This window comes from Microbacterium sp. ANT_H45B (assembly GCF_008369345.1).
Lineage (GTDB): Bacteria > Actinomycetota > Actinomycetes > Actinomycetales > Microbacteriaceae > Microbacterium.
In genome coordinates this window covers 587,101-607,162 of sequence record NZ_VOBK01000001.1, presented here as the reverse complement: position 1 = coordinate 607,162, position 20,062 = coordinate 587,101, and the positions used below count along the sequence as shown (strand labels likewise).

Below are 20,062 nucleotides of genomic sequence, written 5' to 3'. Positions count from 1 at the left end.
GACAGACGCGTCAGCGCAGAACGAGTGCGGCGGCGCCGATGAGCGGCCCCTCGTCGCCGAGACCCGAGCGGACGACGCGGGTGCGGCGCGAGTACTCGTGCGCGGCGCTCGCGGTGAGGGCCTGCTGCACGAGGTCGATGTAGTCGGCAGAGACTCGCGAGAAGCCTCCGCCGATCGCCACCATGTCGAGGTCGACGAGGGTCGCGGCATCCGCCAAGGCCTCGCCGACGGCCTTCGCCGAGCGTTCGATGGCCGCACGCGCGGTGGCGTCGCCCGCCGCAGCATCCCGCGCCAGGTCTTCGCCCGTCGATCCCGCCCAGCCCTGCTGCTGCGCCCACGCGGCGCTCGCCGGTCCCGAGGCGATTTCTTCAAGCGTGAGCCCGCCCTCGCGGCGCACCTGGCCGAGGTGTCCGGCGTTGCCGGTAGCGCCGGGGATGTAGGCGCCGTTCACGACGAAACCGCCGCCGACACCGGTCGACACCACGATCGACAACGAGGCGCCGGCATCCTGCGTGGCACCCAGCCACGACTCGGCGAGCGCGAGCGCGCCGCCGTCGTGGCCGAGGACGGTGGGCACCTCGCGGCCGAGCGCAGCAGACGCCGCAGTGCGCACCGACTCCGCAAGCCCGAAGCCGCGGGCGAGCGGCATGTTCACCGGCAGGATCGATCCGGTGCCACGGTCGATCGGCCCGGCGCTGCCCGCTCCTGCCCCGACCAGCTCGGCATCCGCCGGCAACGCGGCCAGCGCGTGTGTGACGATCGCCGCGACGGCGGCGTCGAGCGAATCAAGCGTCGCCTCTCGCCCGGTCGTCTGTCGCGAACGACTGCCTTCGACCAGCGCGCCGTCCGCGCTCACGAGCGCAGCCTCCATCTTGGTGCCGCCGACGTCGACGGCGAGTGCGTACCGGGTCACTGGGGGTCGAGTCCGAGGTCATCGAGGTCGAAGGCGGCGCGCCATTCGAGGCCCTCGGCTTCGATCGCGGCCTGCGCGCCGGTCTTGCGGTCGACGATCACCGCGACGGCGACGATCTCGGCGCCCTCCTTGCGCAGCGCCTCGACGGCCTTGAGCGCGGACTGGCCGGTGGTCGAGGTGTCTTCGAGCACGACGACGCGCTTGCCCTTGACGTCGGCGCCCTCGATCTGGCGGCCGCGGCCGTGGTCCTTCGGCTCCTTGCGCACGACGAACGCGTCGAGCGGCCGGTCGGCGGCGACCGAGGCGTGCAGCACCGAGTTGGCGATCGGGTCGGCGCCGAGCGTCAGGCCGCCGACCGCCACGACGTCGAGGTCGCCGATCAGGTCGAGCATGATGCGGCCGATCGCGGGGGCGGCCCGGTGGTCGAGGGTGAGCTTGCGCATGTCAACGTAATACGTCGCCTGCTTGCCGCTCGAGAGGGTGAAGTCGCCGTGGAACACCGCCTCATCCTTGATCAGGTCGAGGAGCGTCTGGCGGTCTGCGTCGAGTGCGGTCACGGCATCCAGTGTAGGAGGTGGGGGTCTCGTGTTCTGCGGGAAGTCTGCGTGTCCGATGGCGCGACTCCGCCGTCCGACACCGCAACTCATCCGTCCGATGTCGCAACTAGGCTTGACGCATGCGCTTGGCCACCTGGAACGTCAACTCCATCCGCACCCGCGTCACCCGCACCGTCGAATTCGCCGTGCGCGAAGACATCGACGTGCTGGCGATGCAGGAGATCAAGTGCAAACCCGAGCAGTTCCCGTACGGGCCGTTCGAAGAGGCCGGGTACCACGTCGAGGTGCACGGTCTGAATCAGTGGAACGGCGTCGCGATCGCGAGCCGTCTGCCGGTCACCGACGTGCGCACCGCGTTCGACGGCATGCCCGGGTTCGCGAAGGGGCATGAGGGTCCGGATGCTCCGCTCGAAGCCCGAGCGCTCGGCGTCATGGTCGACGGCGTGCGCGTATGGAGCCTGTACGTTCCCAACGGCCGCTCGCTCGACGATCCGCACTACGCGTACAAGCTGCACTGGCTCGAGGAGCTCAAGAAGGCGACCACGGCCGAGCTCGCGGCGAACCCCGAGCTGCCGCTCGCCCTGGTCGGCGATTTCAACATCATCCCGTTCGACGTGGACAACGGCGACCCCGACATCGTCGAGGGCGTCTCGACGCACGTGTCGCCTGAGGAGCGCCAGGCGTTCTTCGCGTTCCAGGATGCGGGACTGACCGACGTGGTGCGTCCCCTCATCCCCGAGGGCTTCACCTACTGGGACTACCAGCGCCTGAAGTTCCCGCGCAACGAGGGCGTGCGCATCGACTTCGTCCTCGGCTCGAAGACGCTCGCCGATGCCGTGAGCGGCGCATCGATCCACCGCGACGAGCGCAAGGGCGAGCAGCCCAGTGACCACGTCCCGGTGGTGGTCGAATTCGACCTGGGCGGCGGGGCCGAAGACGACGACGACCTGCCCATGATCTTCTCCTGAGCCGGCCCTGAGCTGCGACGAGACGAAGGGCCGACCAAAGCACCCGCTCATTGAGCGAGCGAAGCGAGACGAAATGCGCCTGATAGCCACCGACCTCGACGGCACGCTGCTCGACTCCACGTCGTCCGTCTCCCCGCGCACCAGGGCGGCACTCGACGCGGCCCGGGCCCGCGGCATCCACGTCGTGCCGGTCACGGCCCGCCAACCGATCGGCCTGCGCACGATCGCCGCCGATGCCGCCTTCGCCGGGTGGGCGCTGTGCAGCAACGGCGCCTATGCGGTGCATCTCACAGACGGGCGGATGCTGTTCGCCGAGGAGCTGCCCGCCGAGACGATCCGCACGCTGGCCGAGGCGCTGCGGGCGAGCATCCCGGGGCTGTTGTTCGCCAGCGTGCGCGATGCCGGCGAGACCTTCGTCGCCGAGCACGGGTACGCCGAGATCGCGGATCTCACCGACCACAAGCGGGCTCCGAAGACGATGGGCGGCGTGCCCCTCGATGAGGTGGTGTCGGCGCCGAGCCTGAAGTTCGTGATCCGGCACCCGGAGCTCGCGCCGTCGGTGCTCTACGACGCGCTGCGTGCACTCGACCTCGACGGTTTCGAGGCGACGCTCTCGGGTGCGCCGTTCCTCGAGGTCATGGCCGAGGGCGTCACCAAGGCCAGCGGCCTCGCCCGCCTCTGCATGCACCTCGGCATCGACCGCGGCGACGTCATCGCCTTCGGCGACGCCCTCAACGACGTCGAGATGCTGCGGTGGGCAGGTCACGGAGTGGCGATGGCCGGCGCCGATGACATCGTGCAGGATGCCGCCGATGAGACGACCGCCTCGAACGACGATGACGGCGTCGCCAGGGTGATCGAGCGGATCCTCGCGATCGGCTGACGCGCCGAATCGGCTGACGCACTCCCTGTCGATGGCCCGGTGCGACCCGATCGCCGGCGAGCAACAGGCATCCAGGCAGGTCAGTCGCGGGGCATGTCACAGCGGACGAGACGGCAGGAGAGGGACGCAGCCGACGAGCACTACGGATGCCGCAACTGTCGCTGCAGCTGCGCCGAGGGCCCTGACTCGCAACGCCGTCAAGAGCATGCGCATTGCCCTTCCATCACGGTGACGCACCCCGTCAGAACAGATCCAACCCGAAGGCGATCTGAATCAGCCCCATCAGTGCGACGCCTATTCCGACGAACATAATCATCTTCGGGCTTTCGCCGGGGTTCAGCAACGCTTCTGCGAGCGCCTCGCTGAAGAGGCGATAACTCGCTCGCCTCAAGAACCGCCAGTAGCGCTTGTGAAAGACAGCAATGAGGATGCCGAGTACTCCACAGATGATCCCTGAAATCAGCAAAACAGCTCACGCCCCGACCATCTGCATAATCCCAACAATACCGAACGCGAACATTGCGAGTCCGAGACCGGCAATGAGAACACCCACGACGCCCATCATGAAAGGGGTCTGCCGGCCCGCCGACACACTCGCCGCTTTTTCCCCGAACATCCTCTTCTGCGATCTGTACATGAGCTCGTTGAGCGGTTTGCGCTTCCACACGGTCGCTATTCCTGAAAGAAATACACCAACCCCGACGATCAGATTGGGAAGAATCGTTTCAATCGGCATCACTAATCTGTCCCGCCTCTCCCGCCTGTCCCGACCAAAGGGCTATCGATACAGCGATAGTGCCGAGGGTCGCGAGCGCTCCCAGCACCAACGTACGTCCGGCGAGGTCCCAAATCAGAAAGTACAACAGAAGGCTCCCGCACAGAAACGAAACAAGGTTGCCGGCGACTGCATAAAGCAAACATTCGAGTAGTGATTTCTGGCCGTTCGGCTTCGTGCGCAGCATAATCGCCTCGCTCAGCAAAGCGGCGGGCACGCCCCCGACGATGAAAATGAGAACTGAAGCGAGACCACTGCGGACTACTTGCGCCGAAGGTTGGATGGATTCCGATTGCAGCTCGATCACGAAGTGACGCGTAATGCCCACAATAATGGCCGTCGTGACTATGGCCGCGAACAGGGGCCATCTGGTTGACTTCACTCGCTTCACTCGCTTCACATGCGCCACCATCGTCGTATAGTCCTTCGAAACTCTGCGCGCGCTGCACGATAGCTCCGGCAAGCGGAGGTTCAGGACAGCACCACGGTCACGTAGCGCACAAGCAGACCAACACCAGCGACAATCGCAACCACACCGACGAAGCCGATCCAGAACGATCTCTGAAGTCGTTCGAACGCCCCGGCCGCGTGTCGACCGAAGATCTTCCGCTGGCGATCGCGCGCATCGAGCCACAACCTTTCTCGATACCTGACGACGAAAACACCCGCCACGATGACGGTCACGCAGATGAGCGGAAACAACACCACCATCATCGAGTTCATCTCACACCACCCACCGCTGCCGATCGGACCATCGCCGCCTAGCGAATCAGGGCATCGATCACGTTGCTACCACCCAGAAGCATCAAGACGATTGCAATGAATACCACCGCCTTCGGGCCGAAGCGCTGATCGACCATATCCGCGAGAGGCTCGCCGTATACTCGCTTCAGCCTCGAGTGCATAATACGTGGAATCCTGCGTCTTGCGAGGATCAGCGCTACTCCTAGTGACAGAGGAAGAATGCCAAGCGCAAACGTGAGCATCATCACGCCACCCCCGAATCGCCGACCGCACTTCCAGGATCGTACTGCGTCCCGCCCGCCCGGACAGTAGCCGAAGGTCGCCACTTCAGACCACCCGGGATTCTCCCGCCCGAGCTGTGCGGGATCAGTCCTCGAACGTTCCGACCGCCGGCACCCGATCGGTGCGTCCGTAGCGCAGCAGCATCACGCCGTCGCTGTCTGCGACCGGCGGCTCGATCAGCTGCAGCACCGACGGCAGCGCGCCGTCGTCGAACACCTTCTTGCCGGCGCCGAGCAGAATCGGATACACCCACAGGGTGAGCTCGTCGAACAGCCCCTCGGCCAGCAGCGAGTGGACCAGGTCGACGCTGCCGATCACATGCACCTCTCGGTGCCTGGCCCGTAGATCGGCGATCTCGGCGGCGAGGTCGCTGCCCACGCGGTGGCTGTTCTGCCAATCGAGCGCGAGGTCATCGTTCCGTGTCGCCACGTACTTCGGCACGCGGTCGAAGAGCCGGCCGATCTCGCCGGACGGGCCGTCTGTGTGGTGAGGCCAATACGCGGCGAAGATGTCGTACGTCCGGCGCCCGAGCAGCAGGGCATCGAGCCCCTGCATCCCCTTCGAGACGGTGTCTCCCATGCTCGACGACGGGTACCCGGCCTGCCAGCCGCTGGATGCGAAACCTCCGGACGGGTCTTCATCGGTGCCTCCGGGCCCCTGCGCGACACCGTCGAGGGTGCTGAAGAGGTCGATCAGAATGCGTGCGGTCATCGAAGTGCTCCTTTGCACGAGAGGCGCTGCACGCGAGGGCGGCGATGCTGACAGTATGCGCTCGCGCTGCTGCTCGCGGGGATCTACTTCTCCTGGCCCCAGCGGCCGAGCGCATCGATGGCCTCGCGCAGCGCGATGCCTCGATCGGTGAGCGCGTACGCCCGCGTGTTGTGCCGCAGGGGCATTCGGGTCAGCACCCCGGCCGCCTCGAGCTCTCGCAGCCGGGTGGCGAGCATGTTTGTCGGCACCCCGAGCTCACGATGCAGATCTCCGTACCTCTGCGGCCCGTCGAGAAGTCGTTCGACGATGAGCAGCGCCCATCGGGCCCCGACAACATCGAGGGCTGCGGCGAGGTCGCTCACGCGTGCGGATCGGTGTCCGGCTTCATCCAGAACGGCGAGTAGTGGTATCCGTCGGGGTCGTCGAACTGGCGCTGGTACATGAACGGGTAGTCGTCGGTGTCGCCGACCCGCCCGCCGGCGGCAGCGGCACGCTCGACGAGCGCATCGACTGCCTCACGGCTGTCGAGGTCGAACGAGACTGTGACCTTCGAGGGAGTGTCGGGGCCGCCGATGAGATCCTCGGTGCCGCCGACGCTCGCGTACATCTCGCGACTGCCGAGCATGACGTACTGCTCGGGCGCGATCGCGAAGCACGAGACGTTGTGATCGGACATCTCGGCGTTGAGGGTGAATCCGAGTGCCGTGTAGAAGGCGGTGGCCCGGTCGACGTCGGCGACGGGGCAGGTGATGAAGAGGCTCATGTGGCGATACTTGCAAAATACAAGTAGGCCGTCAAGGGGGTTCTGCCGCACAGATCGTCAGCGACGATATCCCCGCGGCGGTCGCTTGCTCCCCACCCACTCGCGACCGTCTGCAGGTTTCGGGCCCACCGATCGCTCAGATGACGAGGCTGAAGTCGACGTAAGTGTCGTCGCAGAACGGCTGGCGCAATTCCGACCAGTCGGGTCCGGTGAATCGACCGTGGTCAGGAAGGAAGACTGCCGTCCCGGCATCATCGTGGATGCGAAGAGCGCCGTCCTCGCCCAACTCCCAGGACCCGTTGCCCGAGTACCGTTCACCATCACTGTCGATGCACGCGCGGCCGTCGGGGCCCGGGTCGCCGAACTGAATGCCTTTATAAGAGGCCGTCCCGTCATCCTCCAACCGCAACACTGAAGCAACAGTGGACTCGGGATCGGTTTCGGGTACGGATACCCACACAATGGGGTACTCGTATTGCGAAGATGGACCAGTTCGGATCCCGAACATTGTGATGATCGCTACGCCTATCACCACAAGCAAGGCCGCAGCGGCCAAGACAACGGCACCGAACAGAAGACCAGTCTTCAGTCGCATGCTATCTCCCTACAACGAGTATTAATAGAGTTTTATGCCCTCTACCCTCCGAGAACAAACTCAGCTGTCGGCGCAGCGCATCCCAGGTTCGAGGGCCAGTTGTACATCTCGAATGTCTGATCGCTATGAATTTCAACCGTTACCTTGGCGCCCCGGTTCGGAATACGCCACTCGCCCCTCAACTGTTCAGCGGTTATGTCGCTTGCCGGAGCGCCCCCGCTCGAGGCGCACCCGCCAAGCTGCGCTGTCGCGATCAGCACTAGAGCCACTCTCCCTCGCCTGCGGCGAATCACGGCATGGTCTCCGCCCATCGACCTGTCGACGCGGTCACGGGCTTGTTCATATACCCAGTCCCGCTCGACCACACCCCCGACGACCCGATCGGAGCACCATACGGATCACGGAACACCCGCCTGGTCGTGCCTGTCGAGTTCGCCACCGTCTGCACGTCCACAGTCCCCTCCTCCGATCGTCTTCACCCTTGATTCTGGGTCCGAACGAAGCGGATCACGTTCTCTTCCTTGAAGTCCTCATCAGCACTCAGGAGGATGATGAAGCTCTGCTGTCCAGCGGCGTCGCGCTGGAAGTAGATGGGGAGAAAACGGCAGTCTGCAGCGGATGGCGCCAAATACCCCGAGTACGAAGGGCTGTCGAAGGTCTTCCAGGTTCCGGAGAAGGATGAAACCGCATCCCAGTCGACGCTACGGACGGATAGCGGGACATCGTCGCTGCAGAGCACTGTCGGCAGATCGATCGCTTCAAAAGAGTCACCATCGAGGCGGATCCCTGCAGAGTGACCCCGAGAGTCGCTATAGAGGCCGTCAGCATTCGCGGCTTCGAACGTGTAGTCATACGCGGATCCGGCCGGTGCGCATCCCGCGAGGACAACGATCAAACAAACAACAGGCGCGAATCTTCGACGACGTCGGAGCTGTTTCATGGGACAGAGATCGTTTCCGTCCAAGGGTCATTGGATCCGGCGATCTGCACCACGGCCGTGTTGCCCGCCGGGCGGCTGAGCACCGTGGTCGTGTCCAGATGATCCCCGCGCGAACACATGGAGGTCAACCTTCATCTCCTTCAGAAGGTCCAGGACATCGTCGTCAAGCACCAAGCCAGCGATGCCCCAGCGGGCGATCAACTCAATGTCCAGGTGCGTTGCAGCACTGCTGCGACCATGTCCACCAAGGTCACCGATCCACTGCGCTAGTTCAGACTGCCTCTGCGATGCGTCATTACCCACGATTCTTCTTGAAGCCACAACTTCGTGGCCATTACGGAGCACCAGATTGATCACGTCTGTTTCGTCGATGTCTTGGATAAACTCGGATGCCTCCACCCAGATGCCCCTAACCAGATGACGCCACGCTCTGAGCCAATCTCGGGACACCACGAGCGTGTCCTCATTATGCGTGAGCCACGCGACGATGTGTATCCCATCGCATCGCGCCGCGATCTCGGCCATCTGACCGAGAGGCCCTAATAGCGGATCGAGACCTAACAAACCTGCAACATCAAGCGCCCGACTTCCCTGGGTAGCTGCATATTCGGCGACGAGACGAGTTCCTCTGCGGTTGGTCACCAACCGCGTCGTAGGGGAACCCGCGCCATACGACCTCAGGGACAAATTTGCAGGCACGCCGCGGACAGAAAACTGCACTACGGACTTCTGTGTTGTCACACTAACCCACCCCTCACCTTATCCCGTGATCGCCGTCGCGGGACCAGATACTATATAACCGGCGATCACCAATAACCCAATCATCACACCAACAGTCGCAGCACCGACATCGATGACGGGTTTTTGTCGCGTAGGTGCCGAACGAGTCTCTTCAAAGAAATCGTCAAGGTTCCCTACGGGTTCACCATCGCCATCTTTGATGCGGACTTCACCGGTCTCGATATTCACTTCCACATCTGGATTCTTTTTTGCGCCCGGATACTTCAACTCGTCCTTTAGCTCATGGATCGCGCTCTTGACATCTTGCACGCTCCTGCCCCAGTCGCGAGCGATGTGCTGTTCGCTACCCGTCCATAGGCCGGCGGTGTATATCGTCGGAGTTTGCGGTGTCGCAGATGGGGTGGGCATCCCCCTCGCGACTCTCTGCGTCCCGTTCACCGTCACACGCGACTTGGGTTGGACACTTGCTGGCGCGCCGTTCGAGGTTGCTCCTCGCGGGGTCAACTTTTGCGCAACCGTGGCCGCTCCCTTGCCGCAGCGCGGCTCGCAGCCGATAGAGAGTCGCAGCCCGGTCGGGTCCATGTACGTCGTCGGGTTGTTCCCCGAGTACGTGTAGCCGGTGTTCTGCTGCGGGAGATTCGTGTCGATCACCGGATCCACGGACAGGAACTTCCCCACCACCGGATCGTACGTGCGTGCACCCACCGTGGTCAGACCCGTCGACGCGGTCACCGGCTTGTTCATATACCCAGTCCCGCTCGACCACACCCCCGACGACCCGATCGGAGCACCATACGGATCACGGAACGTACGCGTGGTCGTACCCGCCGCAGTCGCCACGGTCCGCACGTCCACCGTCCCCTCCAGATTCGAGAACAACCACGTCAACGTCGTCCCCGCCGTCCCGGACTTCGCCGACTTCTCCGCGATCGGCTTGCCCTCCGCACCAGAGTACGTCCGCACCCCCGCAACCACCGTCGACCCATTCGCCTGCGACAACACCGTGTCGCCGACGAACAACGTCGCACCCTCGCTCGTGTTCGTCCGCAGCAGGATGCTGCCATCGACGTTGTAGACCGTGTTCTGCGTCACCGAACCGGCGACGACCTTCGACACCTTGCCGACATCATTGAACGTGATCGTCTGCCCGGGGCGACCGGTCATGTTGCCGGCCGCGTCATACGTGTACGAGCCGGGCCCGACTCCGGCCGGACCGGTCACGGTGCCCACCGCGTGCGGACGATCCCCGCCCGCGGCCGGGTACGTATAAGCGGCCGTCGAGACCGCTCCCGCCGCGGAACGCTTCACGAGACCCGTGCGGTTGCCGGTCGTCGTGTCATAGGTGTACTCGCCCGGCGCCGTCCGCTCCCAGTCCCCCGTGCGGGGGATGCCGCCGCATCCGTCCCGGCTCTACGGTGGGGGGATGCCCGCCGCGCCGTTCACCCGCATCCCCAGCATCCGTGAGCAGCGCGGGGATCTCGTGCTCGCCGCGGTGATGTTCGTCGGCGCGGTGCTGAGCGCCGCGCTCTCGACGGTCGCAGACATGTACGGCGACACCCGGGCGGAGCCGTGGACGGCGCTCGTGTACGCGGTGGCCGTCACCGCCCCGCTCGCGGTGCGGCGGCGCTGGCCGGGCCCGGTGGCGGTGACCGTGTGCGTCGCGTACTTCCTCGCGATCTCGTTCCAGGTGCCCGAGATCTACGTCGGCAACATCGCGATGTTCGTGTCGCTGTACACGGTGGGCGCGTGGATGAACAATCGCAGAGCCGCGATGATCGTGCGCGTCTCGATCATCGTCGGGATGTTCGTCTGGCTCCTCATCACGATGTACCGCCAGGCGATCGAAGAGGCCGACAAGGCCGAGGTCGCCGCCGGTCTGCTCTCGCCCTACCTGGCCTTCATGCTCATCCAGCTGCTGCTGAACGTGCTCTACTTCGGCGGCGCGTACTACTTCGGCGAGCGCTCGTGGCACGCGGCGCAGGAGCGCCAGGCGCTCGAGCACCGCACGGCCGAGCTCGAGCGGGAGCGCGAGGTGACCGCCGCGCAGGCCGTCGCCCTCGATCGCGTGCGCATCGCCCGCGAACTGCATGACGTGGTCGCGCATCACGTGTCGGTCATGGGGGTGCAGGCGGGAGCCGCTCGTCTGGTGATCGACCAGGATCCGGAGAAGTCCAAGAGCATCCTGACCGGCATCGAGGGGTCGGCGCGCGATGCCATCCACGAGCTGCGGCACCTGCTCGAGACCCTGCGCTCCCCGGGCAGCGAGACGCCGGATGCCGCATCGACCGTGACCCTCGACGACATCCGCTCGCTCGTCGAGGCCTCCACCGAGGCGGGGCTGCCCACCGACTACGCGGTGATCGGCGAACCGGTGCCGGTGCCCTCGGTCGTCGCCGTCAACCTGTACCGGATCACGCAGGAGTCGCTGACGAACGCTCGCCGTCATGCCGGAGCGGGCGCCATCGCCGATGTGCGCGTCCGCTATGACGACGAGGGCGTCGAGGTCGAGGTCGTCAACACCGGTCGCGCCATGGCGGTGCTGCGCCCCGGGTTGGGACAGCTCGGCATGCGCGAGCGGGCGGCGGCATCCGGCGGCACCCTCGAGGTCACCCCTCGCCCCTCGGGCGGGATGCGCGTGCGAGCGCGGGTGCCTCTGACAGAGACGAGCACCGCCTCATGACCACGTCCACGCCCCCTATTCGCGTGCTCCTCGTCGACGACCACGCGATGCTGCGCGCGGGGTTCCGCACGATCCTCGGCACCCAGCCCGACATCACCGTGGTGGGCGAGGCGGCGACGGGGGCTGAGGCGGTCGCCCAGGCATCCGCTCTGCGCCCCGACGTGATCACGATGGACGTGCAGATGCCCGACATGGACGGCATCGAGGCGACCCGCCGGATCGTCGCCGACCGCGAGGTCTCTGCGGCCATCGCGATCATCACCACCTTCGACCGCGACGACTACCTGTACCAGGCACTGGATGCCGGGGCCAGCGGCTTCCTGCTCAAGAACGCCGGCGCCGAAGACCTCATCGCCGCGGTGCGTGCCCTGGCCGCCGGCGACGGGATGCTCGCCCCCGAGGTCACCCGCCGCGTTCTCGCGCGCTTCACCACGGCCGCGGCGCCCGCTCGACCCGCTTCCCCCGCTCGCACCACGACTTCCGTGCCGACGCCCCTCGCCGAACCCCTCGCCGAACCCCTCACCGAGCGCGAGTCCGAGGTGCTCGTGCTGCTCGCCGATGCGCGCAGCAACGCCGAGATCGCGAGCGCCCTGTTCATCGGCGAGGCGACCGTGAAGACCCACGTGTCGCGCATCCTGCAGAAGCTCGGCGCCCGCGACCGCGTGCAGGCCGTCGTGCTCGCGCACCGCCTCGGACTCGCGTAGATCGCTGCCGACGCAGCACCTCCGGACCCCCGCGGCACCCCGATACTCTCGGAGCATGCAGACCGCCGCACCCCTCTCGCGCCCGATCATGGCCGGAGTCGTCACCGCACTGGTGGGCTTCACGAGCTCGTTCGCGGTCGTGCTCACCGGTCTCGGCGCGGTCGGCGCATCGCCGGCGCAGGCCGCGAGCGGACTCCTCGCAGTCAGCCTCACGATGGGCCTGGCGTGCGTGGTGCTCGCCTGGCGATACCGGATGCCGATCACGGTCGCCTGGTCGACCCCGGGGGCGGCGCTGCTCGCCGCGACCGGCGTCGTCGACGGGGGCTGGTCGGCAGCCGTCGGAGCCTTTCTCGTCACCGCCGCACTCATCCTGCTCACCGCCCTGTGGCCCGCGCTGGGGGCGCTGATCGCGCGCATCCCGCCGTCGATCGCCCAGGCGATGCTCGCCGGCGTGCTGCTGCCGCTGTGCCTCGCGCCGATCACCGGGCTCGTCGCCAACCCGTGGGGTGTGGTGCCGGTCGTCGTCACCTGGCTGATCGTCGCCCGTCTCGCGCCGCGGTGGGCGGTTCCGCTCGCGTTCGTCGCCGCGGCGGTGGTGGTCGCCGTCTCGCTGATCCGGGCGGGTGCGCCCGTCGATGCGGGGCTGCTGATCCCTCGCCTCGAGCTCACCGCCCCCACCTTCACCCTCGGGGCGCTGATCGGGGTCGCCCTTCCGCTGTTCATCGTCACGATGGCCTCACAGAACGTGCCGGGCATCGCCATCATGCGCAGCTTCGACTACGAGGTGCCCTGGCGCCCGGCGATGCTCGTCACCGGCATCGGCACGGCTCTGGGAGCGACGGCCGGCGGACATGCCATCAATCTCGCGGCGATCAGCGCGGCACTCGCCGCCTCGCCCGATGCCGACCCCGATCCGAAGCGCCGCTGGGTGGCGGGCGTCTCGACGGGCATCTCCTACCTCGTGCTCGGCGGCTTCTCCGCCGCGTTCGCCGCGCTGGTGCTCCTCGCCCCCGAGGCGGTGATCCCCGCGGTGGCCGGACTCGCGCTGTTCGCCGCGTTCGGGTCGTCGGTGCAGCAGGCGATCGACGATCCGGGAGAGCGCATCCCCGCCGTCGTGACCTTTCTGGTCGCGGCATCCGGGATCTCGCTGCTGAGCGTGAGTGCGGCGTTCTGGGCGCTCGTCGCAGGGCTGGTGGTGCGCACCGCACTGCACGCCGGGCGGCGCGACTAGCGTGGACGCGTGAGCGCCCCCACCCCCGGACCCGCACCGCGCTGCACGCCGGGCGGCGCGACTAGCGTGGACGCGTGACCGCCCCCACCCCCGGACCCGCACCGCGCTGCACGCCGGGCGGCTCGACTAGCGTGGACGCGTGACCGCCCCCGCATCCGGCTCTGCGCCCGGCTCCGCACCCGGCCCCGCCGCCCGCATCCCCGCCGGTCACTTCGACGCGCGTGCGCTGATCGATCCGGTGAATCCGGTCGAGCTGGACGCGTTCGTCCGCGCGCATCGTGCGGCGAACCCCACCTCCGCCGGGCAGATCATCGCCTGGGTGTTCGCGATCATCGCGCTGCTGTGCGTGGTTCCGGTGATCGGCATCTTCGTGATGGGGCTCGGCTATGTGATCGGCCGCGATGTCGGCGTCGCCGTGGGGGGCGCGATCGCCCTGCTGCTGCTCGCGGGGATCATCGTCGGACTCGTCGCGCTCGTGCGTCGCGGCATCCGCACGCGCAACATCACCCGCTTCCGCCTCGCCCGCTTCGCCGGTGCGAACGCTCTGACCTACATCGAGAGGATCGACGCGCCGCCGCTGCCCGGCATGATCTTCTCGAACGGATCGAGCCGCATGTCCACCGATGTGCTGCGCGGGGTCGCACCTCGCTTCGTCGAGTTCGGCAACTACCAGTACACGACGAGCAACGGCAAGCAGTCCCAGGTCCACCGCTGGGGGTACGTGGCCGTCAAGCTCGACGTGCCGCTGCCGAACATCGTGCTCGACGCTCTCGGCAACAACACTCTCGGCAGCTCGATGACCGCCGCGTTCAGCCGCACGCAGCGACTGTCGCTCGAGGGGGACTTCGACAGGTTCTTCTCCCTGTACTGCCCGACGGGGTACGAGACGGATGCGCTGTACCTCTTCACCCCCGATGTGATGGCGCGCTTCATCGACCATGCCGCGCAGCTCGATGTCGAGATCGTCGACGACTGGCTGTTCCTCTACGCGCGCCGAGAGGTCTCGACCCTCGACCCGGCGACCTGGGCGTGGCTGTTCGGCGCGGTCGGGGCTCTTCTCGGCAAGCTCGATCAGTGGGCGCGCTGGCGCGACGACCGCCTCCGGCTCGCGGCACCACAGCCGCAGCCCACGCCGTCGATGGCCGCGCCCTCGCCCGAGCCCTCGGGTCAGCCGCTTCCGTTCGCCGCCCCCGCAGGAGTGCTCACCCCGCCCCCGCCCGGCGTCGCCCCTCCGGGCCGGCGGTTGAAGCGCCGCAGCCCATGGCTGGTCGTCGGCATCATCGTCGGGGTGGTGTTCATCGCGACCGCGGCACCCTTCGCGATCGGCATCTTCTCGTTCCTCTTCCTCCGCTGAGGCACTCCCCTCGTCTGGAGTCGTGGGGCCACTCCCCCGCACGGCGGACCCCGGCCGGGTCCGCCCACGGGTCGGTGCGTCGCAGAGATCCGCCGTACGGGGGATGCCGCCGCAGCACACCGCGCCCTAGCGTGAAGGCATGCGATGCACTGAGCGAACCACGCGATGCACTGAGCGAACACGTGTTGCACCGAGCGAACGGAGTACATCGAAGTGACCACAGGAAACCTCCTCCTCACGGGCATCACCAAGAGCTACGGCTCTCGGCGCGTGCTCGACGACATCTCCTTCGGGGTGACGCCAGGACGCCTCACCGGGTTCGTCGGCGGCAACGGCGCGGGCAAGACGACGACCATGCGCATCGTGCTGGGTCTGCTCAACTCCGACGGAGGCACCGTCGAGCTCGACGGCCGAAAGCTCACCAGCGCGGACCGCCGACACTTCGGGTACATGCCCGAAGAACGCGGTCTGTACCCCAAGATGAAGGTGCTCGAGCAGATCGTCTACCTCGCCCGCCTGCACGGATTCAGCAAGCCGGATGCCACCACCCGCGCGACCGCACTGCTCACCGAGCTGGGACTCGAGGAACGGCTCGGCGACACGATCGAGTCGCTCTCGCTCGGCAACCAGCAGCGCGCGCAGATCGCCGCAGCGCTCGTGCACGACCCCGAGGTGCTGATCCTCGACGAGCCGTTCTCGGGCCTCGACCCGCTCGCGGTCGACGTCGTCGCCTCGGTGCTGCAGTCCTCCGCCGCGAAAGGCGCGTCGATCCTCTTCTCCTCCCACCAGCTCGATGTCGTCGAGCGCCTGTGCGACGACCTCGTGATCCTCGCCGGCGGCACCATCCGCGCCTCGGGCTCGCGCGACGCGCTGCGCGCCGAGCATGCGGGCAGCCGATACGAGCTCGTCTCCGCCGGCGATGCCGGGTGGCTGCGCGGCGAGCCGGGCGTCACCGTGGTCGACTTCGAGGGCGGCTACGCCCTGTTCGACGCCGACGGACCCGACACAGCCCAGCGCGTGCTGCGCACCGCCGTGGAACGCGGCGATGTCGCCAGCTTCGCCCCCAAGCATCCCTCTCTCGCCCAGATCTTCAAGGAGGTCATCCAGTGAGCACCCCGACCAAGACCGGGTCGCCGTCACCGGCCCCGATGATCTGGCTCGTCGCCGAGCGCGAGATCGGCTCGAAGCTGCGCAGCAAGGCCTTCCTGATCTCGACCGGCGTCCTGCTGCTGATCGCCCTCGCCGGCATCGTGATCGGCGGGTTCGCGAGCAAGAACACCGGCGCGGATGCCATGCCGGTCGCCGTGACCTCGCAGACCGCATCTGCGGTCTCGGCGCTGCCGAACGTGAAGGCCACCGAGGTGTCCGATGAGGCGGCGGCCGAGGAGCTCGTCCGCTCCGAGAAGGTCGACGCCGCCGTGCTGCCCGGCGACAACCCCTCCGGGTACACCGTGATCGCGCTGAAGGACGCTCCCAGCTCGCTCGTCTCCGCGCTCTCGCAGGCGCCGGACGTGCAGATCCTGGAGCCGGCGACCACCAACCCGCTGCTGCGCTACTTCATCGCGATCGCCTTCGGCATCGTGTTCATGGGGGCGGCGGCCACCTTCGGCGGAACGATCGCGCAGAGCGTCGTCGAGGAGAAGCAGACCCGCGTCGTCGAGATCCTGCTGTCGGCGATCCCGGCGCGCACCCTGCTCGCGGGCAAGGTGATCGGCAACACGATCCTCGCGATGGGGCAGATCCTCGCTCTCGCCGCGATCGCGACGGTGGGTCTCATCGTCACCGGCCAGAACGCCGTGCTGTCGACCCTCGGCGCACCGATCATCTGGTTCGCGGTGTTCTTCCTGTTCGGATTCATCCTGCTCGCGGCGATGTTCGCGGCGGCCGCCTCGATGGTCTCCCGCCAGGAGGACATCGGCTCGACAACGACCCCGATCACGATGCTGATCATGGCGCCGTACGTGCTCGTCATCGTCTTCAACGACAACCCGCTGGTGCTGACGATCATGTCGTACGTGCCGTTCTCGGCACCGGTCGGCATGCCCATGCGGCTGTTCGTCGGCGAGGCGCAGTGGTGGGAGCCGCTGCTCAGCCTGGTCATCCTGCTCGCGAGCTGCGTCGCGGCGATCATGATCGGCGCGAAGATCTACGAGAACTCGCTGCTGCGCATGGGAACGAGGGTCAAGCTCGGCGAGGCGCTGCGCGGCTGACGACGCACCCTCGACGTCTCGAAGATTCGCACTGACGCACAGGTAAGGCTAACCTTATGTGGTTGTCTACTTGAGGAGTACCTGTGCGTCAGCGAGCCGTGATCGGTCTCACCCTTGCAGCGGTAATGACGGTGGGACTCGCCGGGTGCGGTGCCTCCGAGGCGGTCGAGCCGGCGGTGAGCGCCGCACCGGGGCAAGGGTCTACGGACTACCCGGTGACCATCGAGAACTGCGGCGTCGAGGTGACCGTCGACGCCGCCCCGCAGCGGGTCGTCTCGCTCGATCAGAACTCGACCGAGATCCTGCTGTCTCTCGGGCTCGAGGATCACATCGTGGGCACGGCGTCGTGGACCGATCCCGTGCTCGACTCCCTCGCGGAGGCGAATGCCGAGGTGCCACGACTGGCCGACAACGCCCCGACGTACGAGGTCACGCTGGGGGCGGACCCGGACTTCGTGACCGCTTCCTTCGGCCGGCATTTCGCCGAGGGCGGCGTCGCCTCGCGAGAGCGGTTCGCCGAGACGGGGGTCTCCACCTACCTCTCGCCGACGGACTGCGACAACGGCACGAGCATCAACGGGGGCGGAACGCGCACGACAGCGCTCACGATCGATGCGCTGTATGCGGAGATCGCGGAACTGGGCGAGATCTTCGACGTCTCTGATCGTGCGGACGCTCTCATCGCCGATCTGAAGGCGCGCGCCGAGGCCGCGACCGCCGGGGTCGATTTCGGGGGCGCGACGGTGGCCTTCTGGTTCGCGGACACCAAGACGCCGTATGTCGCGGGAGGTCTCGGCTCGGCTGCACTCCTGTCGTCGATGACGGGTCTCGACAACGTCTTCACGGAACTCGACGACGACTGGCCCGCGACCACCTGGGAAGAGGTCGCGGACCGCGATCCGCAGGTCTTCATCCTGGGCGATCTTCAGCGCGATCGCTTTCCCGGAGACCGCCTGGACGACAAGGTGGCGTTCCTGGAATCCGACCCCCTGACGAAGACCATCGACGGGGTGCGCGCCCAGCACTACATCGCACTCCACGGCGCCGAGCTGAACCCCTCGATCAGGTTCGTCGACGGCCTCGAGAAGATCAAGGCGTGGTGGGTCGAGCACGAGGGCGAGCTCTGACCCCCACCGCGCGGACGCCGTCTCTCGAGCACGCCTCGAGTGACGCCTCCCCGCGCCCTCCGCGCATCCATCGTTTCGGAACGTCGAGTGCACTCGTCGTCGCAGGGCTCCTCCTTCTCATCGTGTCGGTCGGGGTGGCGATCACCCTCGGCCCGGCGGACATCCTGATGGTGAACGTCCGCGACATCGTCTCGAACCATCTGGGCCTCACCGACATCCCGGTGAAGGCGTCGAAGGACGCGATCGTCTGGGAGGAGCGCCTGCCCCGGGCCCTCGTCGCCGCGGCGTGCGGCGCCGGGCTCGGACTCTGCGGCGTCATCATGCAGTCGCTCCTGCGCAATCCGCTCGCCGACCCCTTCATCCTGGGCATCTCGTCAGGCGCATCGACCGGCGCGGTCGCCATCGGGATCCTCGGACTCGGCGGCGCGACGATCGGCCTGTCCGGCGGCGCCTTCGTCGGAGCCCTCGTCGCGTTCGGGCTGGTCCTGCTGCTCGCCCGCCTGTCCGGCGGCGGAAACGACCGCGTCGTGCTCGCGGGCGTGGCCAGCACCCAGCTGTTCTCGGCCCTGACCTCGCTGATCATCTTCGCCTTCGCCGACTCGGACGAGACCCGCGGGGTGATGTTCTGGCTGCTCGGCTCGCTGGAGGGGGTGCGCTGGGACGACGCGGCGCTCTCGGCGAGCGTGGTCGCCGCAGGCTCGCTCCTCTGCCTCCGCTACGCCCGCACCCTCGACGCCTTCACTTTCGGCGATGATGTCGCGGCGTCACTCGGCATCCACGTGGCCAGGACCCGGGCGGTCCTGCTCGTGACGACCGCACTCATCACCGCGACGCTGGTGAGCATCGCCGGAGCGATCGGATTCGTCGGCCTCGTGCTCCCCCACGCCGCACGTCTGGTCGCCGGTGCGCGCCACTCGCGCCTGATCCCGGCCACGGCGATCATCGGGGCCGTCTTCATGGTGTGGGTCGATGCCGGGGCTCGCGTCGCGTTCTCGCCCACACCGCTTCCCGTCGGTGTCGGGACAGCGCTCGTGGGCGTCCCGGTGTTCATCGCCCTGCTGGCTCGGAGGAGGAGGCGCGCATGACCCTCCGCGCCGAGAACGTGTCGTGGAACCGTGGCGGCACCCTCGTCGTCGACGGGGTGACACTGCACCCGGAACCCGGACAGACCGTCGGCCTGCTCGGACCGAACGGCTCGGGCAAGTCGTCGCTGCTGCGCCTGCTGCACGGCCTGGTGCGACCGACCTCCGGACTCGTCACGCTCGACGGGGCCGACCTCGCCCACGTGCCGAGGCGCCGCGTGGCGAGATCGGTGGCGTCCGTGACGCAGCACGCGGACACCGACGTCGACATCACGGTCCGCGATGTCGCTCGCCTCGGCCGCATCCCCCATCGCTCGCCCCTGGGCAGCGCGACCTCCGCCGACGAGGCCGCGGTGGACCGGGCGCTCGCCCACGTCGGCCTGCTGCGGCAGGCCGACCGCCTCTGGCACACCCTCTCCGGCGGCGAGCGCCAGCGCGCGCAGATCGCCCGTGCCCTCGCGCAGGAACCACGCGAGCTGCTCCTCGACGAACCGACGAACCACCTCGACATCCGACACCAGCTCGAACTGCTCGACCTGGTGTGCGCGTTGCCGATGACCACCGTCATCGCCCTGCACGACCTCAACCTCGCGGCGATGTACTGCGACGTCATCGTGGTGCTGCGCGAGGGACGCGTGGTGGCCGCGGGCACGCCGACGGAGGTGCTGACGGCCGAGCTGATCCGGACCGTCTACGAGGTGACGGCGGAGGTCGCCCTCGATGAGGGAGGACGCCCCGCCATCACCTACCGACGACGCGGGTGAGCACGACCGGCCGGATCAGCAGAAGAACCGGCCAGACC

The 20,062-nt window shown here is 67.3% G+C and carries 23 protein-coding genes; 11 read left to right on the top strand and 12 right to left on the bottom strand.

Annotated elements, in window-relative coordinates; translation table 11 throughout:
* Positions 1 to 10: 10 nt before the first annotated feature.
* The gene (locus tag FQ142_RS02950) at positions 11 to 913 is read right to left on the bottom strand and encodes an ROK family protein (protein WP_149422140.1); all 903 of its coding nucleotides are present in this window, start codon (positions 911 to 913) and stop codon (positions 11 to 13) included.
* The gene (gene pyrE / locus FQ142_RS02945) at positions 910 to 1,470 is read right to left on the bottom strand and encodes an orotate phosphoribosyltransferase (protein WP_149422139.1); all 561 of its coding nucleotides are present in this window, start codon (positions 1,468 to 1,470) and stop codon (positions 910 to 912) included. The genes FQ142_RS02950 and pyrE overlap by 4 nt, the downstream gene beginning before the upstream one ends.
* A 119-nt stretch (positions 1,471 to 1,589) precedes the next feature.
* On the opposite strand from pyrE, the gene FQ142_RS02940 reads away from it, so the two are divergent.
* Together FQ142_RS02940 and FQ142_RS02935 are read left to right on the top strand one after the other, a co-directional pair.
* The gene (locus FQ142_RS02940; protein WP_149422138.1) at positions 1,590 to 2,438 is read left to right on the top strand and encodes an exodeoxyribonuclease III; all 849 of its coding nucleotides are present in this window, start codon (positions 1,590 to 1,592) and stop codon (positions 2,436 to 2,438) included.
* Between the two features lie 73 nt (positions 2,439 to 2,511).
* Positions 2,512 to 3,321, top strand: coding sequence for a Cof-type HAD-IIB family hydrolase (locus FQ142_RS02935; RefSeq protein ID WP_149422137.1), 810 nt, complete (start codon positions 2,512 to 2,514; stop codon positions 3,319 to 3,321).
* 472 nt (positions 3,322 to 3,793) lie between these two features.
* On the opposite strand, the gene FQ142_RS02930 is transcribed toward FQ142_RS02935, so the two are convergent.
* The 10 genes from FQ142_RS02930 to FQ142_RS02885 form a co-directional block, all read right to left on the bottom strand.
* Positions 3,794 to 4,057 (bottom strand): hypothetical protein, encoded by a 264-nt coding sequence (locus FQ142_RS02930; RefSeq protein ID WP_149422136.1) that lies wholly within the window; start codon positions 4,055 to 4,057, stop codon positions 3,794 to 3,796.
* A complete protein-coding gene (locus FQ142_RS02925; RefSeq protein ID WP_149422135.1) occupies positions 4,047 to 4,508 on the bottom strand; it encodes a hypothetical protein in 462 nt (153 codons plus the stop codon). Before FQ142_RS02925 ends, FQ142_RS02930 begins: the two co-directional genes overlap by 11 nt.
* A gap of 59 nt (positions 4,509 to 4,567) precedes the next feature.
* Complete coding sequence (locus FQ142_RS02920) at positions 4,568 to 4,819, bottom strand: hypothetical protein (RefSeq protein WP_149422134.1); 252 nt, start codon at positions 4,817 to 4,819, stop codon at positions 4,568 to 4,570.
* Between the two features lie 387 nt (positions 4,820 to 5,206).
* Positions 5,207 to 5,833 carry a dihydrofolate reductase family protein gene (locus tag FQ142_RS02915; protein WP_149422133.1) on the bottom strand — a complete coding sequence of 209 codons (627 nt, stop codon included), beginning with the start codon at positions 5,831 to 5,833 and terminating at the stop codon, positions 5,207 to 5,209.
* 83 nt (positions 5,834 to 5,916) lie between these two features.
* Positions 5,917 to 6,195 carry a winged helix-turn-helix transcriptional regulator gene (locus tag FQ142_RS02910; protein ID WP_149422132.1) on the bottom strand — a complete coding sequence of 93 codons (279 nt, stop codon included), beginning with the start codon at positions 6,193 to 6,195 and terminating at the stop codon, positions 5,917 to 5,919.
* Positions 6,192 to 6,596: a VOC family protein gene (locus tag FQ142_RS02905; RefSeq protein ID WP_149422131.1), complete on the bottom strand. Its 405-nt coding sequence runs from the start codon at positions 6,594 to 6,596 to the stop codon at positions 6,192 to 6,194. Before FQ142_RS02905 ends, FQ142_RS02910 begins: the two co-directional genes overlap by 4 nt.
* Positions 6,597 to 6,732: 136 nt before the next feature.
* A complete protein-coding gene (locus FQ142_RS02900) occupies positions 6,733 to 7,191 on the bottom strand; it encodes a hypothetical protein (RefSeq protein ID WP_149422130.1) in 459 nt (152 codons plus the stop codon).
* A gap of 475 nt (positions 7,192 to 7,666) precedes the next feature.
* Positions 7,667 to 8,131: a hypothetical protein gene (locus FQ142_RS02895; protein ID WP_149422129.1), complete on the bottom strand. Its 465-nt coding sequence runs from the start codon at positions 8,129 to 8,131 to the stop codon at positions 7,667 to 7,669.
* Positions 8,132 to 8,158: 27 nt separating this feature from the next.
* Positions 8,159 to 8,773 (bottom strand): hypothetical protein, encoded by a 615-nt coding sequence (locus FQ142_RS02890; RefSeq protein ID WP_149422128.1) that lies wholly within the window; start codon positions 8,771 to 8,773, stop codon positions 8,159 to 8,161.
* A 117-nt stretch (positions 8,774 to 8,890) separates the two neighbouring features.
* Positions 8,891 to 10,102, bottom strand: coding sequence for an RHS repeat-associated core domain-containing protein (locus tag FQ142_RS02885; RefSeq protein ID WP_149422127.1), 1,212 nt, complete (start codon positions 10,100 to 10,102; stop codon positions 8,891 to 8,893).
* Between the two features lie 193 nt (positions 10,103 to 10,295).
* Here FQ142_RS02885 and FQ142_RS02880 point away from each other — a divergent pair, with 193 nt between their 5' ends.
* The 9 genes from FQ142_RS02880 (at position 10,296) to FQ142_RS02840 (ending at position 20,024) form a co-directional block, all read left to right on the top strand.
* Complete coding sequence (locus FQ142_RS02880) at positions 10,296 to 11,552, top strand: sensor histidine kinase (protein ID WP_056415023.1); 1,257 nt, start codon at positions 10,296 to 10,298, stop codon at positions 11,550 to 11,552.
* A complete protein-coding gene (locus FQ142_RS02875; protein WP_149422126.1) occupies positions 11,549 to 12,256 on the top strand; it encodes a response regulator in 708 nt (235 codons plus the stop codon). The genes FQ142_RS02880 and FQ142_RS02875 overlap by 4 nt, the downstream gene beginning before the upstream one ends.
* A gap of 55 nt (positions 12,257 to 12,311) precedes the next feature.
* Positions 12,312 to 13,487 (top strand): benzoate/H(+) symporter BenE family transporter, encoded by a 1,176-nt coding sequence (locus tag FQ142_RS02870; protein WP_149422125.1) that lies wholly within the window; start codon positions 12,312 to 12,314, stop codon positions 13,485 to 13,487.
* A gap of 139 nt (positions 13,488 to 13,626) precedes the next feature.
* Positions 13,627 to 14,841, top strand: a complete 1,215-nt coding sequence (locus FQ142_RS02865; protein ID WP_262492035.1) for a hypothetical protein — start codon at positions 13,627 to 13,629, stop codon at positions 14,839 to 14,841.
* A gap of 213 nt (positions 14,842 to 15,054) precedes the next feature.
* Positions 15,055 to 15,951, top strand: coding sequence for an ABC transporter ATP-binding protein (locus tag FQ142_RS02860; protein WP_056415011.1), 897 nt, complete (start codon positions 15,055 to 15,057; stop codon positions 15,949 to 15,951).
* 38 nt (positions 15,952 to 15,989) lie between these two features.
* Positions 15,990 to 17,051 (top strand): ABC transporter permease, encoded by a 1,062-nt coding sequence (locus tag FQ142_RS02855; RefSeq protein ID WP_149422660.1) that lies wholly within the window; start codon positions 15,990 to 15,992, stop codon positions 17,049 to 17,051.
* 83 nt (positions 17,052 to 17,134) lie between these two features.
* A complete protein-coding gene (locus FQ142_RS02850; protein WP_316502079.1) occupies positions 17,135 to 18,178 on the top strand; it encodes an ABC transporter substrate-binding protein in 1,044 nt (347 codons plus the stop codon).
* Complete coding sequence (locus FQ142_RS02845; RefSeq protein WP_223145274.1) at positions 18,151 to 19,263, top strand: iron chelate uptake ABC transporter family permease subunit; 1,113 nt, start codon at positions 18,151 to 18,153, stop codon at positions 19,261 to 19,263. The genes FQ142_RS02850 and FQ142_RS02845 overlap by 28 nt, the downstream gene beginning before the upstream one ends.
* Positions 19,260 to 20,024 carry an ABC transporter ATP-binding protein gene (locus FQ142_RS02840; RefSeq protein ID WP_149422124.1) on the top strand — a complete coding sequence of 255 codons (765 nt, stop codon included), beginning with the start codon at positions 19,260 to 19,262 and terminating at the stop codon, positions 20,022 to 20,024. Before FQ142_RS02845 ends, FQ142_RS02840 begins: the two co-directional genes overlap by 4 nt.
* The last annotated feature ends 38 nt before the right edge of the window (positions 20,025 to 20,062 follow it).